Origin of the sequence: Klebsiella sp. 141203 (assembly GCF_032601985.1) — a bacterium.
Lineage (GTDB): Bacteria > Pseudomonadota > Gammaproteobacteria > Enterobacterales > Enterobacteriaceae > Klebsiella > Klebsiella aerogenes.
Genome location: NZ_JAQIRL010000001.1, coordinates 907,798 through 924,345 on the forward strand (window position 1 = coordinate 907,798; position 16,548 = coordinate 924,345).

The following is a 16,548-nucleotide window of genomic DNA, read 5'->3' on the forward strand; positions in this document are numbered from 1 at the left end:
CAGCCACGCTACCGCCCGTCGCTGTTTCCTGTTGATAAGGAGCCCAAAAGCGCACAAGGTTGGGCAGGTTGTGTTGACCCCGGTACCCGGCAACAAAAACGACGGACAGGAAAACCTGTCCGCGCAGAGCGTCATGAGATGGTCGGTTTAGAAAGCGCCATCCGCCGGGGATGAAGCGGAGCTTGTCGCAACACGGCAGGCATCAGCCTGCGGCACCAGGCTAATTTCAACCCGGCGGTTGAGCGCCCGGCCTTGTTGCGTCTCGTTGCCGGAGACAGGACGGCTTTCGCCATAGCCCTGTACCGCAAAACAACTTTCCGGCACGTCACCGGTGTCGCGCATCCAGTTGCGCACCGATTCGGCACGCTTCAGAGAGAGTGTCTGGTTGGATTTATCATCACCCACGCTGTCGGTATGCCCGGCGATGACGATAAGCCAACCTGGCCTGGCCTTTATCCCCACCAGCGAGTTCACCAGCAGCTTTGTGGAGCCCGGTTTCAGCGTCCACTTGCCGGTATCGAAAAGAGACATGCTGTCGAGGCGGATAATTTTCGGCACGATTTTTTCTACCGCTTTCGGCGGAGGCGGGGGGACGTAGGAGCGAATCGCTTCCAGTAACGGCTGGCGCAGACGCTCGCCGCGATAGAGCCCAAGACTGAGCGCCAGCGGCGCGCCGTCACGCGCGAAGGCGTCCAGTTGCGCCGCATCCTGGCGTAAAATCTGTACGGCGCGGGCTTTTGCTGCATGGTCGTCCATCGCCGTCCGTTCATAACGCTGAACATCAAAACCAACCCGCTGGAGGAGTTGATGGTTGTTCCATGCGCTGCAACACAGCGCAATCAGAGCCGCGAGGGAGAACAGACAGAATGCCCGCCGCAGAGCACGGCTTTTCGGCGTAATGCCGCCGCCCTGCGGCAGTATCGGCAAAATAAAATCAGGAAGTTTCCGCGCATCGGCAGCAATTTTCGGCAACCAGCCCGGTAGTGAGTTGAGGGAAGTATGCTCAGACAGCCAACGCTGCCATAGATTATCCGCCACGGCAGGCGCCCCGGCTGGCGTGAAATGATACAGTACCACCGCCGGAGCGATCGGGGGAACATCGTCGGTGGCCGCCGTCAGTACGCTCAACGCTATCTGCTGCATAAAGCGGGCAAACGCATTCATCCTCACCAGCGCCGCCAGGCGATGAGCGCCATCAGCCTGCATCAGCCAACTTGCGCTGCTGCACGGCACGCCGTCAGGCAGCCACATCTGCATCGTCTCTTCGGCACGCGCTGTCTGCCATAACGGTTCCAGCGATGTGCCGAACAGGGTGCTGTTCAGCAGTAACGGTATCGCCCGACGGGTATCACGCCGCACCTGAGCAAGCTGCCAGCGCAGCTCGCGAAGCCGGGCCGTCAGCGCCGCGTCATCATCATGTTGTTGCGGCTGCACGCAGTACATCACTGCCAGCTGGGCGATGAGCGCCGGCCGCTCACGCTGCAAATAACGCGCCGTCTGCTGCAACGCGGCGGTGGCGACTCTCAGCCAGCAACCCTGCGCCGTACGGTAAACCGCCCCTTCTCCCGGCCAGTCCGCCGTGTCGCCGCAGACCAGCACAACCGGCTGTCGATACGGCGCCGACGGTAGCTCAACCAGCCAGTCGGCATCCGCAGGTCGCTCACGTTGTTGGCGCCCGACGTAGACCAGCCCGGCCGCTACGCCCGCCGCCGTCAACCCAACAGCCAGCACCCGGCCACCGGTGGATAACGGCAGAAACAGCAGGATCATTAACACCGCCAGCAGCCCGCCCCACAGCCATAGCAGGCGCGGATAGCCCGCGCTCATTGTCCGCCTCCCAGTCGCAACGCCGCCACCAGGGCATCCAGCCAGTAGTTCAACCCCAACCACAACGCGGCTACCGCCGCCAGCGACAATCCAAGGCAAACCGGCCAACGGCGCAGCCAGTCAGCCATGCCTCGGCGCCCGGAGAGGGAGGCCAGTATCGGCAGATGCGGGTCGCACGCAAACGGCGGTACACGCTCGCCAAGCGCGCTGACAAGCGCTGCGCGCGCCGGATCATTGAGGCTATAGCGCCCCTTAAAGCCCAGCGCCAGTACCCGATGAAAACAGGTCAGTACAGCTATATCCGGCGCCGGTTCGCGCAACGTCTGGCGTATACGCTCATAGAGCGCATCTCCGGCTTCCATGCCGCCAAAATATTTGACCTCAAGCGGCCGGTCGTACCAGGCGATACAGGCGTCATCTTCCTCTTTGCGGCCTTTCGCGGTTTCATCCAGCAGCGCGCACCACGCATAGAGGATGTGCTGGCGGTTCGTCTCGCTGACATCAGCGGCGACCAGCTGCGCCATCACCTGTTCAATGTTATCTACACAACGCTGCCAAAGAAGTTTCCCCTCCCCCTCGGCCAGTTTGGCGCCAAGACGCAGTTCCGTCACCGTTAGCCAGCTATCCGCCAGCAGAGCATCAATATTGATATCCTGGGTCATGAGCGCAGCACCGCATACAGTTCGAGTTCAGGATCGCCCAGCAGGCCGGGCACGTAAAAGACGCAACTCCCTTCCGCCAGCATCGCCTGCGCCGCCGGATGAGTCATATCAAGGGTGAAATACTGATTCTCAAGGCGCAGCGGAATAGCGGCGGGAACATGGCTCATGGCTTTCAGCGGAATGCCGGGCTGCGAACCGTTGACCACCCGGTCAACCTCATCGGGGCTGCCGGTTTTACACTGTTGCGGAAATTGCTCCAGCAGTTGCGACGCAGGCAGCGCGGAACGCACCGAGAGATAAAAATCGGCTTCTTCGCGCAACCTTGGATCGTGCAGGCGGGCATGCCAGCGCTTACGCCGGTCATCGTGCGTCATTTCAATCGCCACAACCCGGGATGGCAGGCTGGCTTCGAGCAGTACGCCGAGTAATTTGAATAGCGGTGGAAAGACTTCGGTCAGCGCCTGATGGCGATAGAGCGGGATATCCGCCGTGGTGTGGTCAAGGGAGAAAGTCAGCAAGCTGCCCGCCAGGCTGGCCAGCGCTTCATACAGCCGTTCCGGATGTACCTGGGGATGACGCAGAAAATGGCTCAACACCGGCTCCGCGCTGTTGAGCGCGTTCAGCAACCAGAACAGTGATACATCCGCCACCGCAAAATCCGCCATCCTGGCGTTGCTCTCCCGGCGCATGGCCATCAGGCGTTGCAGGCGCGTGCGCAGTTGATTCGTCAATTGTTCCGTTTGTTCGTGCAGCCAGCGGCTGGCCAACACTTTCAGTAGCGGTGGGATAAAGTCCTCATCCAGCGACCAGCACTCCTGACTGTCGCGACGTAGCCTGGCGAGGGCGACGGTTTGATAATCGCCGTTATCGTCATCCGCAGTGCGCAGCGTCAGTTGCGCAAGCATCACCGCAATTTGTCGACTGTCTTCGCCATATCTGTTGCGCACTTCTCGCCAGGCCTGGCGCCAACGTACCGGACGCTCTGCACGTTGCTCCACCTGCAAGCAGTTGCCGCCGTTGCCATGCTCATGGGGCAGCGCCAGCACCACCGTTAATTCATGGCAGTCCGCTTGCGGCAATACCATGGCTTCAGGCAGCGCATCAGCATTATCACTGTCAATTAGCGTTCCATCAGGAAAGCGTACGTACAGGTGGCTGGCTTTCAGTGTCCCTTGCTTTAGCAGAGCGGCGTCAAATTCGACGCGGATGACGCCCCAGGGATTCATCACTCCCAGACGGGCGATACATTCGCTTTGCCAGGCCGCCTGGTTCACCTGTTGTTGAAAATGTTGTGGGGAGATCATCTGACCCCTGCCCCACAGTGGTCGTAATGTCTTCATCGCACCTCCTGTGCGTTACTCTCGCTTCTCTAATAAGGTGTTCTTAAACTCCAAATTTAATTTCACCTTGCTAACTCACTGGCGAACGGCACTCAGAAACAGAAAAACTTGAATTATTGTTATTGGTATTTATTTTTTCTTGAACGAATATTGGGTGGGCTTTAATATTACCGGAACGACTAACGGCCTGGGATTTAAGCGTCAGTTTGACGGCCCTCTGTTCAATTTCGATATGCAGTGACAACAGTGAAGGAATACGGGTATTGAGTCGCTCACCTGGGAAAGCGCTGTTCATTACACCCCTTATATATCTGAACCACATCAGAATGAATCACTGGTTACCGTTAACCACCCGAATTAATGAACTATATTTAGATTGATATCAAGAATATTCATCACGGGAATAACGAATAAAATAACCAACAATTGCAATATCTCAATATATCGCGTGGCCTCATGCGTTTTGAGCAGGGAATTAAACCAGGAACTTACCAACTAACGGGTCATGCGCCAATGATGTCTGTTTCATTGATTTAAATCATTACTTACCGCCATGCCGCAACAATCGTGGCCTGAAAAAAATTTCTGTCCAATTATATTTTTGGCGAATCATTTAAAAAAATCCACCTCGACCAAAAGCGCTCTATCCAGAAAAGTTCCCCCTTCAACGGCGGAGAGTACCTTTATAATCGGCGAGTCACATTCATTTAAATAATAGAACCCATTATTTGCGCGCAATAATGGGTCAACCGCTATTTTCCGGTGGCTCGGCTTATCGTGTTGCCCGCATTAGCAGACTAACAATAAACGCGCCGCCAAGCCCGGCAGTAATAATACCAATCGGTAATTCTTGATTCGCTATCAGACTTCGACTAAGTATATCGCCGCCAATGAGCAATATCGCGCCCAGCAGACCGCACATTGGTACGGCCAGCCGGTGCCTGACGCCAACGACCCGACGCGCCAGATAAGGAACCATCAGGCCGACAAAACCAATGACCCCGGTTAAAGAGACCAGTAAAGCGGTAGCCAACGCGCAGCAGAGAAAGGTTTCGCTTCTCAAACGCTGCACATCGACGCCCAGCGAGCAGGCCGTCTGCTCCCCCGCCAGCAGTGCATCCAACGCCCGCCAGCGACGCAGGGTAAATCCGCTCAACAACCCCAGGCTCAATAATGGAATGAACAAGTTGTCCCATCGCGCCAGTCCCAGACCGCCCAATGACCAGAATAGCAACGAACCGGCCGCTCGCTGGTCGCCGGAAAAGACCAGATAGCTGGTCAGCGCGCTGAAAAGAAACGACACCGCCAGGCCGCAGATAATTAACTGTTCCGCCCGCCTTAGCTGATTGACGCGAAACAATATCATCACCGCCAGCGCGGATAATATCCCGCCGACGAAGGCCGAGACCGGCAGCGTAAACGCCCCCAGTACATCGCCGAAGCGGGTGATCACCAGCACCGCGCCGGCGGAAGCGCCTGAAGAGAGACCAAACAAAAATGGATCGGCCAGTTCATTACGTGTTGTGGTCTGTAACAGCAAGCCGGCGATCGCCAGTCCTGCGCCGGTCAACGCCGCCAGCAGGCTCCGTGGTAGGCGTAAGTCAATGACGATAGTTTTCAAAATCTCGGGAACGGGAGCGGATGATATCCCTAACGCTGATATCACTTGTTGCCATGAGAGTTCCACACTTCCCCACTGCAGACTCGCTATCATCATGCCGCATAAAACGACGGATGCCAGCGCCGTCCACAGAAGAAAACGTTGCACTGACGGCTTCATTTCACGTCCGTGGCGTATAAGTGATGCGCCAGCTTCTCAACCGCCGCAATATTCGCCGGACCCGGAGTCAATTCAGCATACTGTAGCTTAAGATAACGCTGCTGCCGGACGGCGGGCGTCAATTTCATCAGTGGATGAGATTCCAGCACGTGCTGCAGCGCCTCGGTTCCCGTGCCGGTTTGGTAATCGAGCAGAATAATCACCTGTGGTTCGCTGGCCGCCACCGCCTCCCACGTCGTCGTGGTCCAGTTCGCGTCCAGAGTATCCATCACGTTGCGTCCCCCGGCCGCCTCGATAATGGCCGTCGGCATCCCGTACTTGCCGCTGGTAAAAGGTTTATCTTCGCCGGAGTCATAGACGAAGACCCGCTGCGGCTGCATATCCGCTGCCCTTGCTGGCAGATTCGCCAGCCGACGTTTCCACCCTTCCACCAACGCCTCGGCCTGTTGTTGCTTGCCAAAAATCTTACCCAACTTGAGTTCATCGTTGTAAAGCAAACTCATGTCGGCTTTCTTTGCCTGCCCGCCGGCCTGTACGCAACTTTCACTCAATACCAGCGTGTTAATTCCATATGGCGCCAGCGTCTGCGGCGTCACATCGCCGCCAATTTTCATGCCGTAGTTCCAGCCGGCGAAGAAAAAGTCCGGCCGGACCGCCAGCAGCGTTTCCAGCGACGGGTATTTAGGCGCCAGCTCGGGGATGGCCCCCATCGCTGCTTTGAACTGTGGTGTTAGTTTATACCAGCCGGTGATGCCGGTTAGCCCCACAATCCGATCCTGGAGATCGAGCGCAAAGGCCATTTCCGCCATATTAAGATCGTTAATCACCGCACGCTGTGGGGGTTGATTAAAGGTGATGGGTTTACCGCAGCTGTCCACGGTAACGGGAAAGGGATTAGCTAACGCGAACGGGCTACTTAACAGCAGCCATAAAATAGTTAAAAGTCTGTTCATATTTACTCGAGGTCATTAAGCGCGATGAGGAACTTCAAAAATGCGTAGCGCTTTACCGCTAACGGGATGCGCCACGCGAAAACTGGTCATGCCAAAAACCGGATAGCTTACGTTGGGGTGCAGCGCAGCCTCGGGTACGTCGCAAATCATCTGCTTGCCGTGGTGGATAACCAGCATTCGGTCGGCAAAGGCTTCAGCCGCGGCAAGATCGTGTAACACCGCAATCACCGCAACCTCTGTGCGCTTTACCAGGGTAAGCAACTCGCTTCTCGCCAGCGGATCGAGGTGATTGGTCGGTTCATCCAGCAGGAGTAATGCGGGTGATTGCGCCAGCGCGCGGGCGAGCGCGGCGCGCTGACGCTGACCGCCGGAGAGGTTTCCCAGCGGGCGATGGCGTAAAGGCTGCAGCCCCGTATCGCTAATCACGCTATCCACGATGCGCCGTCCCTGTGCCGAGGAGGGTGATTCACGATACGGTAAACGCCCCAATTGAACATACTCTTCCACCGTCAGGCGCAAATCAGGGGTATCGTTTTGTGACAGGAAAGCAATTTTCCGCGCACGCGCTTGTGGCGACAGTTGCCGTAGTGGACACCCCTGCCAGTACAGCGTTCCTTTATCCGGGCGAGCGTCGCCAATGATCGTCCGCAGCAGGCTTGATTTACCACTGCCGTTGGGGCCAATGACCGCCAGCTTTTCGCCGGTATGGAGCGTGAACTGGATATCATCAAGTATCGTTGTACCACGCCGGGCGTTAAGACTTATCCCGTCAACGTGCAGGATCGCAGGTTCGTTCATATGACTCGCTGGTTATGTTATAACATAACAATTGTTGTACCACGTTCGCCTATCAACTGCAATTCCGCGCCTGTGGATTTTACTAACGATTCAAGGAATATACCCACACTAAAATAATGACAAATTAAATTTTCGATCAGTTTTTTTTCGCTGTATCGCCTGTTGGCAGCTCTTATTTACTCATTAAACATAACAATAACTATTCCTCACCATAATCACAGGGATAACTGCCGCACTATGGTTTGGCTATATGGCGATAACAATCTTTATGACGATAATTTGTGCGTTAAAAATGACGGCTCGCTAAAATTTTCCTGCGGATAAACTCAGCACCCGTGCTCGCAATTGTTCTACATCGATCGACTCAATATAGCGGGCAATGTCGGGATAATACTGTTGGTGATAGCCATATTCCGGGCGGTGCAGTTCCGCCAGCACTTCTGACTTTGTCGCATGGCTAAACAGCAGTTGGTAGAGCGCGACAATCATCCCGGTACGATCGCTGCCGTGCCAGCAGTGTACCAGCGCCGGTTTTACCGCACGATGTAAAAAGCTCAGCGCAATCACCACATCATCGTCGTTAATCGCAGCCGCGTTCATCGGCACCCTATACAAAATAAGCCCCGTGCCCTGCGCTTCGTGAGCATCGCTGTGCCACTGGCGCAAATTTAACACTGAGCGTATTCCTATACGCTCCAGGCTCTGCATCTGCAGTCGATTGGGTTGCGCCGAACGATACAACTCAGGCGTGACGCGATAAAAATTATCCGGCAGATTTTCGCTTGCCGCAGCGGATAATCCTGCGGTCAGGCTAATTAATAATAGTAACCATTTAACGCAAGAATAAATGCCGTCCTTAATTAGCAATATCATGAATAATCCTTTTCATTTACCGCGGAATATTTACGCTGATAGTTGAATATCTAATAATATCCGTGAGCGCAATCCGAATTGTTAACCGTTCCAATCTCCTTTGATAGCCATCAAATTCATTCGCCTGTGGCCGGTAATTTCGCTATCATCCGCCCTCACCCTTAAGCAGCGCCTGCCCATGCCTACCGTAATTGATACCTTTATCGCCCCACCTTGTTCCGCGCAGATTAACATCCTCTACGAGGACGAACACTTGTTGTTGATCGACAAACCCAGCGGTCTGCTCAGCCTGTCGGGGAAGAACCCGCACAACCTGGATTCAGTCCATCATCGCCTGGTGCAGGATTTTCCGGGGTGCACGCTGGTGCATCGGCTCGATTTCGGGACGTCCGGGCTGATGGTGGTGGCGCGTAACAAAACGATCAACGCCGCGCTGTGTCAGCAGTTCAGCCAGCGGGCGGTAAGCAAGGTTTATCACGCCCTGTTGTGTGGGCATCCAGAGGAAGATGAAGGGGTGATAGACGCGCCGATTGCCAAAGATCCGGCGCTGTTTCCACGGATGGCGATTAGCGCGCGTAACGGTAAACCGGCGCGCTCGCGCTTTCAGGTGCTATCACGAGAATGGTTGCCAACAGCCAGTGATTCGCTGGCGGTAACTCGCGTACGATTGCAACCGGAAACCGGACGCACCCATCAGCTACGCATCCACTGCCAGCATCTCGGCTATCCGATTCTCGGCTGCGATCTCTACGGAGGGCTGGCGGCACATCAGGCCTCACGACTGATGCTCCACGCCAGCGAACTGCATTTTCACCATCCGGTCAGCGGTGAAGCGATAGCGGCGCGCCAGCCCACTCCTTTCTGATTCGTCAGTCGCAAATCACTTTTATCGCCAGCCCGCCGCGCGAAGTTTCACGATATTTATCGTTCATGTCTTTGCCAGTTTCATACATCGTCTCAATGACCTTGTCGAGACAGACCCGCGGCTCGCTGGTTCGGCGGAGCGCCATCCGCGCGGCGTTAACCGCCTTCACCGCATTGATAGCATTGCGTTCAATGCAGGGGATTTGCACCTGCCCGGCCACCGGGTCGCAGGTCAGACCGAGGTTATGTTCCATCGCAATCTCCGCGGCGTTGCATACCTGCGCCGGGCTGCCGCCAAGGAGTTCCGTCAGCCCCGCCGCCGCCATGGAACAAGCCACGCCAATTTCTCCCTGGCAGCCAACTTCTGCGCCAGATATAGAGGCATTCATCTTATACAGTGAACCGATAGCCGCCGCAGCCAGCAGATAGCGAGCAATCGAGTTGGCATTGACCGGACGGCGAAACTTGTCGTAATAGGCCAGAACCGCGGGGATAATCCCGCATGCGCCATTGGTAGGCGCAGTGACGACCCGGCCACCGGCGGCATTCTCTTCGCTCACCGCCAGCGCGAACATATTGATCCAGTCGATGACGTTCATCGGATCGCGGGAGAGGCTGTCGCTGGCCACCAGCTGTCGGCGCAGCGCCGCCGCCCGGCGCGGCACGTTGAGCGGCCCCGGCAGCACGCCCTCGGTATTCATTCCCCGCTCAATACCGTTACGCATCACCGCGTAAATGGCGGCGAAACCAGCATCGATTTGCCCCTTATCGCGCAGCGCCAGTTCGTTTTGCATCATCAGGCCAGAGATGGAAAGACCATTATGCTCGCACAGCTGAAGCAGTTGATGGGCGGAGCGGAAATCAAAGGGGACCAGCGTTGCGACATCGTGAGTCTGGCCAAAACGCGCTTCCTCAACGATAAACCCGCCGCCAATTGAGTAATAGGTTTTGCTGAGTAGCGGCTGCTGATGATCCCAGGCGCTGATACGCATACCGTTCTCATGGCGGGCCAGCGCGCTATCATGAAATACGATGCTCTCCGGCAGCGGGAAATCGACCTGCCGACTCCCCTTCGCCACCGGCAGACGGCCGCTCGCGGTCACCTGCTGAATAAAAGCCGGGATGGCGTCAATATCGACATCCTGCGGACTATTGCCCGCCAGCCCCATGATGATGGCGACATCGGTCGCATGCCCTTTGCCGGTCAGCGATAGCGAACCGTACAGATCGACGACAATGCGCGAAGTCTGCGTCAGGTCGCCGCTGCTCGCCAGCTCAGTGATAAAACTTTTTCCTGCATTCATCGGCCCCACCGTATGGGAACTCGAAGGGCCAATACCAATTTTGAAAATATCGAAAGCGCTAATCATATCTACACCTCGGTTTACCGTGCAGTGAAGACCAGGTTTCACACCGATGATAAAAAATGGGGCGACCATGATCGTCGCCCCGTTGCGTTACAGCGCCTGGGTGAAGGTTCGCGAAATGACATCCTGCTGCTGTTCATGGGTCAGCGCATTAAAGCGCACCGCATAGCCAGAGACGCGGATGGTCAGGTTCGGATAATTTTCCGGATGAGCAATGGCATCCAGCAACATTTCGCGGTTCATCACGTTGACGTTCAGATGCTGGCCGCCCTCGATCCGCTCTTCGTGGTGGAAGTAACCGTCAAGCAGACCAACGAGGTTGGTTTGCCGGACGCTCGCCTCTTTGCCTAACGCCGCCGGGACGATCGAGAAGGTATAAGAGATTCCATCCTTCGCGTAGGTGAACGGCAACTTCGCCACGGAAGTCAACGAAGCGACCGCCCCTTTGCGATCGCGGCCATGCATCGGATTTGCCCCCGGCGCAAACGGTGTACCGGCGCGGCGGCCATCCGGGGTATTACCGGTTTTCTGGCCGTACACCACGTTTGAGGTAATCGTCAGGATCGACTGCGTGGGCACCGCGTTACGGTACGTCGGCAACACCTTAATTTTCTTCATAAAGCGTTCAACGAGATCGCAGGCAATACTATCGACGCGCTGATCGTTATTGCCGTACTGCGGATAATCGCCTTCAATCTCAAAATCGATCGCCAGGCCGCTGTCGTCGCGGATGGGTTTCACCTTCGCGTGCTTAATTGCCGAAAGCGAATCCGCCGCCACCGACAACCCGGCAATCCCGCAGGCCATGGTGCGGTATACGTCGCGGTCGTGCAGCGCCATCAGCGAGGCTTCATAACTGTATTTATCATGCATGTAATGAATGATGTTCAGCGCGCTGATATACTGCACCGCCAGCCAATCCATGAAATGATCGAGGCTGGCCATCACTTTGTCGTAATCCAGCACGTCGTCCATCAGCGGCGCGGTTTTCGGCCCGACCTGGATTTTGAGTTTCTCATCCACCCCACCGTTGATTGCGTACAGCAGCGTTTTGGCGAGGTTGGCGCGAGCGCCGAAGAACTGCATCTGTTTGCCGATAACCATCGGGCTGACGCAGCAGGCAATGGCGTAATCATCACTGTTGAAATCGGCGCGCATCAGGTCGTCGTTTTCATACTGCAACGAGGAGGTGACGATCGAGACCTGGGCGGCGTATTTCTTAAAGGCAATCGGCAGCGCTTCCGACCACAATACGGTAAGATTGGGTTCCGGCGCCGGGCCCATGGTGTGCAGCGTATGCAGATAGCGGAAGGAGTTTTTAGTCACCAGCGTGCGGCCATCCAGCCCCATCCCGCCAATCACCTCGGTTGCCCAGATGGGATCGCCGGAGAACAGCGTATCGAATTCCGGCGTACGCAGGAAACGCACCATGCGGATCTTCATAATGAAGTGGTCGATCAGCTCCTGCGCCTGTTGTTCATTGAGGATCCCGGCGTGGAAGTCGCGTTCGATATAGATATCGAGGAAAGAGGCGGTACGCCCCAGCGACATCGCGCCGCCGTTTTGCGATTTCACCGCCGCCAGATAGGCGAAGTATAACCACTGTACCGCTTCCTGGGCGTTGCGCGCCGGGCGGGAGATATCGCAGCCGTATTTCGCCGCCATCTCCTGCATTTGCAGCAGCGCGCGGCGGTGCTCCGCCAGCTCTTCACGCAGACGAATAGTGGCTTCCAGATCCTGCCCGCGCTCGAGCGTTGCCTGCAGATCGGCAAACTGCAGCTCACGTTCACGCACCAGATAGCGGATGCCGTATAGCGCCACCCGGCGGTAGTCGCCAATGATACGCCCGCGGCCATAGCCGTCCGGCAGCCCGGTCAACACGCCGGATTTACGGCAGCGCAGCATATCCGGCGAATAGGCGTCAAATACCCCCTGATTGTGGGTTTTACGCAGCTCGCTAAACAGATATTCAAACTGACTATCCATTTCCCGGCCATAGGCATCAAACGAGCTTTTAATCATGTTAATGCCGCCAAACGGATGCAGCGCGCGCTTGAGCGGTTTATCCGTTTGCAGACCGACAATTTTCTCCAACGCTTGCTCAATATAGCCGGCATCATGGGCGGTAATGGTGGTGGCGATATTGATATCAAAATCAACCGGCGCGTGGGTAGCGTTCTCTACGCGAATGCCGGCCATCACTTTTTCCCACAGCGCGGTCGTCGCCGGCGTCGCCTCCGCAAGGAACGATTCATCCCCGGTATATGGCGTATAGTTGTGCTGAATAAAATCACGGACATTAATTTCTTCTTTCCAGTCCGTACCGTTAAATCCGTGCCATGCTTCGGCGTACAGCATATCGCTGGTATCGATATTTACCTTCATGAAAATAATCTCTCTACAGGACCACAACGTAATTAAGCAAATTCCAGGGATGTGTTAATTTTGCCTAAATGAATAGCATCGAGCGCAATCATCTTCTCTTCATTGGTGGGGATGACTGCAGATATCACGCGTGCCTCGCGGGAAGAAATAACGCGTTCACCGGCGGAGTTGGGTTGTTTATTTAGCGCATCATTCAGGCTGACGCCGAATACCGCTAAATGCTCAATCACCAGTTGGCGGATTAATACCGAATTTTCGCCGATACCGCCGGTAAAAATAATCGCGTCAAGGCGGCGTAGCGAGGCGGCATGGCCGGCAATGTGGCGGGCAATACGATGCACGAAGGTTTTAATCGCCAACCGCGCGCGTTCATGCCCCTCATGCCAGGCTTTTTCCAGCACCCGCAGGTCGGATGACAATCCGGATATCCCCAGCAGGCCGGACTCCTTATTCACCACGCGCTCCAGATCGCTGAGCGTCTGGTTAGTTTCGCCGGCAATCCACGCCATCGCGCCAAAATCGACATCCCCGCTGCGGGTGCCCATCATCAGGCCTTCCAGCGGCGTCATGCCCATCGAGGTGTCGACGCTGCGGCCGTTGCGTACCGCGCAAATCGACGCGCCGTTGCCAAGATGGGCAATGACCAGCCCGCTATCCTGCTCGGGTAAATCAAGCAGCGCCAGCGCGCGCTGAGACACATAACGGTGCGAAGTGCCGTGGAAACCGTAGCGACGCACGCCCAATCGCTGGTAATAGTCCCACGGCAGGCCGTAAAGAAATGCCTCTGGCGCCAGCGTCTGATGAAAGCTGGTATCAAAGACCGCCACCTGCTGTACGCCCGGGAATAACTGCTGCGCTGATTCAATACCGCTGAGATTGGCGTAATTATGCAGCGGCGCCAGCGGCGACACCTGGCGAATATTGTCGATAACTTCATCGGTAATGATCGCCGATTCGGTAAATATGCTGCCGCCGTGCGCGATACGGTGGCCAATTAACGCCACGCTATCCATTAAATCGCGTTTTTCTAATTCAAATGCGATCGCCTTCAATGCACCTTCATAACTGCGGTGAGCCAGCTTAGCCGGCTCTCCCCCATTTATTGACAGGAACGCATTTTCAGAATTAATGCCATCTGCAATACCAGCCATTAATACTTCACAGCTGGCGGCATCCAGTACTGAAAATTTAATTGAAGACGAGCCGCAGTTAATGACCAGTACTACCGGATATTCATTCATGTCATCACTCCGCTCGTCCTGAGCTTAATTAAAACAGTTTGTAAACGATGTTCAGAATGGTCAGCAGACCGATTACCGTGACGAAAACGTTGTCCAGGCGGCCGCGATATTTCGCCAACGATGGCGCTTTACGGATGGCGTACATCGGCAGCAGGCACAGCAGCGAGGCAATAATCGGCGCGCCCATCGCTTCAATCAGGTCGAGAATGTTCGGGTTGGCGTAAGCGACGATCCACGTTGAGCCCATGATAAAAATCATGCTGATGGTGTTGAGCTTGCCGCTGGAAACGCGGGTTTTATCGCCTTTGTAGCCAAACTTCAGCACCAGACCGTTTAGGCCTTCCAGGGTGCCGAGATAGTGGCCGAAGAAGGATTTGAAAATCGCCACCAGCGCGATGATTGACGCGCCATATTCAAGCACCGTAGCAAAGGTGGATTTGGTGCCGGATAGCGAGGCGAAGTGGTTCGCCAGGTAAGAGAGAACCGGGATATTCTGCGCTTTGGCATCCGCCATATTCTGCGGCGACAGGGTAAACAGGCAGCTGAAGGCGAAGAACATTACCACGGCCACCATCAGCATGCTGGCGCGAGAGATAATCTGTGAACATTTGCGCTCGGTGAACTCGCGACCAAAGTCTTTTTCATACTCTTCGCGCTTGGAGACCACGAATGAAGAGACAATTGGCGAGAAGTTAAACGAGAACACCATAATCGAAATACCCAGCCAGACGGTCACCAAAATACCATCGTGACCGGTCAGCGAGATCTCGCTTAAATTCACCTGATCGATAACCGCAGAGTTCCAGTAAGGGATCAGCGACAGCGAAATCAGCACCAGGCTGGCGATAAACGGCCATACCAGATAGCTCATTACCTTCACCATCAGATCTTTACCGAACCAGATGACAAACGCCATCAGCAGCAGCAGGAACAGCGCGACAAAACCGCGGTTCAGCGCCGGCAGCTGCAGCTGGTTTTCCCAGAAGGTCATAAAGGTATTAGTGATCGTCACGCCGTAAATCCACAGTAGCGGGCAAATCGCGAAGAAATAAAGGAAAGTAATCACCACCCCGCCGGTTTTACCAAAGTGCTCCTCTACCGTTTCAGTGATATTGCCGGAAGGATTTGAGCCGGAAAGGCACAGCCGGGCCAGCGCCCGATGGCAATAGAAGGCGATCGGGTAGGCCAGCACTAACATCAGTAAGATGGGGATCAGGCCGCCGAAACCGGCGCGGATCGGGAAGAATAATACCCCGGCGCCAATGGCGGTGCCGAATAAGCCCAGGGTCCAGGTGGTGTCCGATTTGCGCCAGGACGACTCTTTTGTCTGGCTGGATACAATGCTATCTGTAGTACTCATATCCTTTCCTCATCAAAAAGATTAAGCGTCAACTAAACCAGTAATTTGCGATACGCGAGACAGGTCGATATTGCCGCCGGAAATAATGCTGACGGTTTTTCGGTTTTGAATATAGCTGTCCAGTTTACCGCTTAATAATGCGGCACAGGCTAACGCCCCGGCCCCTTCGGTAATGACTTTATTGCGTTGAATAAGTGCGACCATACTGTTGCGAATTTCGTCTTCGCTGACCAGCACAATATCGTCCACTAATTCACGCACGATTTGATAGGTAATATTCCCTGGACGAGAAACGTCGCAACCGTCAGCCAGGGTGGCATTAGTGCGATGATTGGTAATTTCTCCGGCGTAATACGAGGCGGCCATGCCGTGAACATTTTCCGACTGCACGCCAATAATACGAATAGTCGGGTTAATCGATTTAATCGCCACCGCGATGCCGGCAATTAAACCGCCGCCGCCAATCGGCACAATAACGTTATCGACATCATATAAATCCTCCATGATCTCCAGACCAATCGTCCCCTGGCCGGCTATCACTTTCGGGTCATCGTAGGGAGGAATAAATATACGCCCTTCCATTTCGACAATTTCACTGACTTTGGCGATGGTGTCGTTAAAATTATCGCCATGTAGCACCACTTCCGCCGAATAGTCGCAGGTGGCGGCCACTTTTGATTTTGGCGCGCCCTTCGGCATTACCACTTTGCCGTCAATGCCGAGCATAGCGCAGGAGAGTGAAACGCCCTGCGCATGGTTACCGGCGGAACACGCCACCACGCCTTTGCGCTTTTCAGCATCGGTCAGCGAGCTGAGTTTATTAAACGCGCCGCGAATTTTAAAAGAACCGGTGCGCTGCATATTTTCAAACTTAAGGAAGATTTCGCCTTTGCATCGTTCGCTGAAATAATTCGAACGCGGCATCCCCGTTTTATATATTTTACCTGCCAATCTTTTCTTCGCTTCGAGGATATCTTCAATAGCAACCGGAAGATCGTATGTAATATGCATGAGAACCTCTTAACCTGGAATTAAAAAATAGCGTTAATGGGCAGCGATTGATAAATAAATCGCAGCTTGCGTTTCGATTAATATAAA

The 16,548-nt window shown here is 55.1% G+C and carries 14 protein-coding genes; 1 reads left to right on the forward strand and 13 read right to left on the reverse strand.

The genetic code is table 11. From position 1 onward, the window contains the following. Positions 1-147: 147 nt before the first annotated feature. The 8 genes from PGR29_RS04435 to PGR29_RS04470 all read right to left on the reverse strand — a co-directional run bounded on the left by PGR29_RS04435 (position 148) and on the right by PGR29_RS04470 (position 8,233). Complete coding sequence (locus PGR29_RS04435; RefSeq protein ID WP_316424122.1) at positions 148-1,827, reverse strand: OmpA family protein; 1,680 nt, start codon at positions 1,825-1,827, stop codon at positions 148-150. Further along, positions 1,824-2,489 carry a type VI secretion system protein TssL, short form gene (gene tssL, locus PGR29_RS04440; protein ID WP_316424123.1) on the reverse strand — a complete coding sequence of 222 codons (666 nt, stop codon included), beginning with the start codon at positions 2,487-2,489 and terminating at the stop codon, positions 1,824-1,826. Before tssL ends, PGR29_RS04435 begins: the two co-directional genes overlap by 4 nt. After that, a complete protein-coding gene (gene tssK / locus PGR29_RS04445) occupies positions 2,486-3,829 on the reverse strand; it encodes a type VI secretion system baseplate subunit TssK (RefSeq protein ID WP_316424124.1) in 1,344 nt (447 codons plus the stop codon). Before tssK ends, tssL begins: the two co-directional genes overlap by 4 nt. Positions 3,830-3,899: 70 nt before the next feature. Next, positions 3,900-4,124, reverse strand: coding sequence for a hypothetical protein (locus PGR29_RS04450; RefSeq protein WP_228306513.1), 225 nt, complete (start codon positions 4,122-4,124; stop codon positions 3,900-3,902). Between the two features lie 477 nt (positions 4,125-4,601). After that, positions 4,602-5,609, reverse strand: a complete 1,008-nt coding sequence (locus PGR29_RS04455) for a FecCD family ABC transporter permease (RefSeq protein ID WP_316424125.1) — start codon at positions 5,607-5,609, stop codon at positions 4,602-4,604. Continuing rightward, positions 5,606-6,562 carry an ABC transporter substrate-binding protein gene (locus tag PGR29_RS04460; protein WP_316424126.1) on the reverse strand — a complete coding sequence of 319 codons (957 nt, stop codon included), beginning with the start codon at positions 6,560-6,562 and terminating at the stop codon, positions 5,606-5,608. Before PGR29_RS04460 ends, PGR29_RS04455 begins: the two co-directional genes overlap by 4 nt. Before the next feature lie 15 nt (positions 6,563-6,577). Beyond that, positions 6,578-7,360 carry an ABC transporter ATP-binding protein gene (locus tag PGR29_RS04465; protein WP_316424127.1) on the reverse strand — a complete coding sequence of 261 codons (783 nt, stop codon included), beginning with the start codon at positions 7,358-7,360 and terminating at the stop codon, positions 6,578-6,580. Positions 7,361-7,663: 303 nt separating this feature from the next. After that, positions 7,664-8,233: a tyrosine-protein phosphatase gene (locus PGR29_RS04470; protein WP_316424128.1), complete on the reverse strand. Its 570-nt coding sequence runs from the start codon at positions 8,231-8,233 to the stop codon at positions 7,664-7,666. A gap of 178 nt (positions 8,234-8,411) precedes the next feature. On the opposite strand from PGR29_RS04470, the gene PGR29_RS04475 reads away from it, so the two are divergent. Then, on the forward strand, positions 8,412-9,098 hold the full coding sequence (locus PGR29_RS04475; RefSeq protein ID WP_316424129.1) for an RluA family pseudouridine synthase: 687 nt from the start codon (positions 8,412-8,414) through the stop codon (positions 9,096-9,098). Between the two features lie 4 nt (positions 9,099-9,102). Here the strand turns inward: PGR29_RS04475 and tdcG are convergent, their stop codons facing one another. The 5 genes from tdcG to tdcB form a co-directional block, all read right to left on the reverse strand. Further along, positions 9,103-10,467, reverse strand: a complete 1,365-nt coding sequence (tdcG, locus tag PGR29_RS04480; protein WP_316424130.1) for an L-serine ammonia-lyase — start codon at positions 10,465-10,467, stop codon at positions 9,103-9,105. An 87-nt stretch (positions 10,468-10,554) separates the two neighbouring features. Continuing rightward, positions 10,555-12,849, reverse strand: coding sequence for a formate C-acetyltransferase (gene pflB, locus PGR29_RS04485; protein ID WP_316424131.1), 2,295 nt, complete (start codon positions 12,847-12,849; stop codon positions 10,555-10,557). Between the two features lie 32 nt (positions 12,850-12,881). Beyond that, positions 12,882-14,090 (reverse strand): propionate kinase, encoded by a 1,209-nt coding sequence (gene tdcD, locus PGR29_RS04490; protein ID WP_113373600.1) that lies wholly within the window; start codon positions 14,088-14,090, stop codon positions 12,882-12,884. A gap of 28 nt (positions 14,091-14,118) precedes the next feature. Continuing rightward, positions 14,119-15,450, reverse strand: coding sequence for a threonine/serine transporter TdcC (gene tdcC, locus PGR29_RS04495; RefSeq protein WP_045390456.1), 1,332 nt, complete (start codon positions 15,448-15,450; stop codon positions 14,119-14,121). A gap of 21 nt (positions 15,451-15,471) precedes the next feature. After that, on the reverse strand, positions 15,472-16,461 hold the full coding sequence (gene tdcB / locus PGR29_RS04500; protein ID WP_015366079.1) for a bifunctional threonine ammonia-lyase/L-serine ammonia-lyase TdcB: 990 nt from the start codon (positions 16,459-16,461) through the stop codon (positions 15,472-15,474). Positions 16,462-16,548 lie beyond the last annotated feature (87 nt).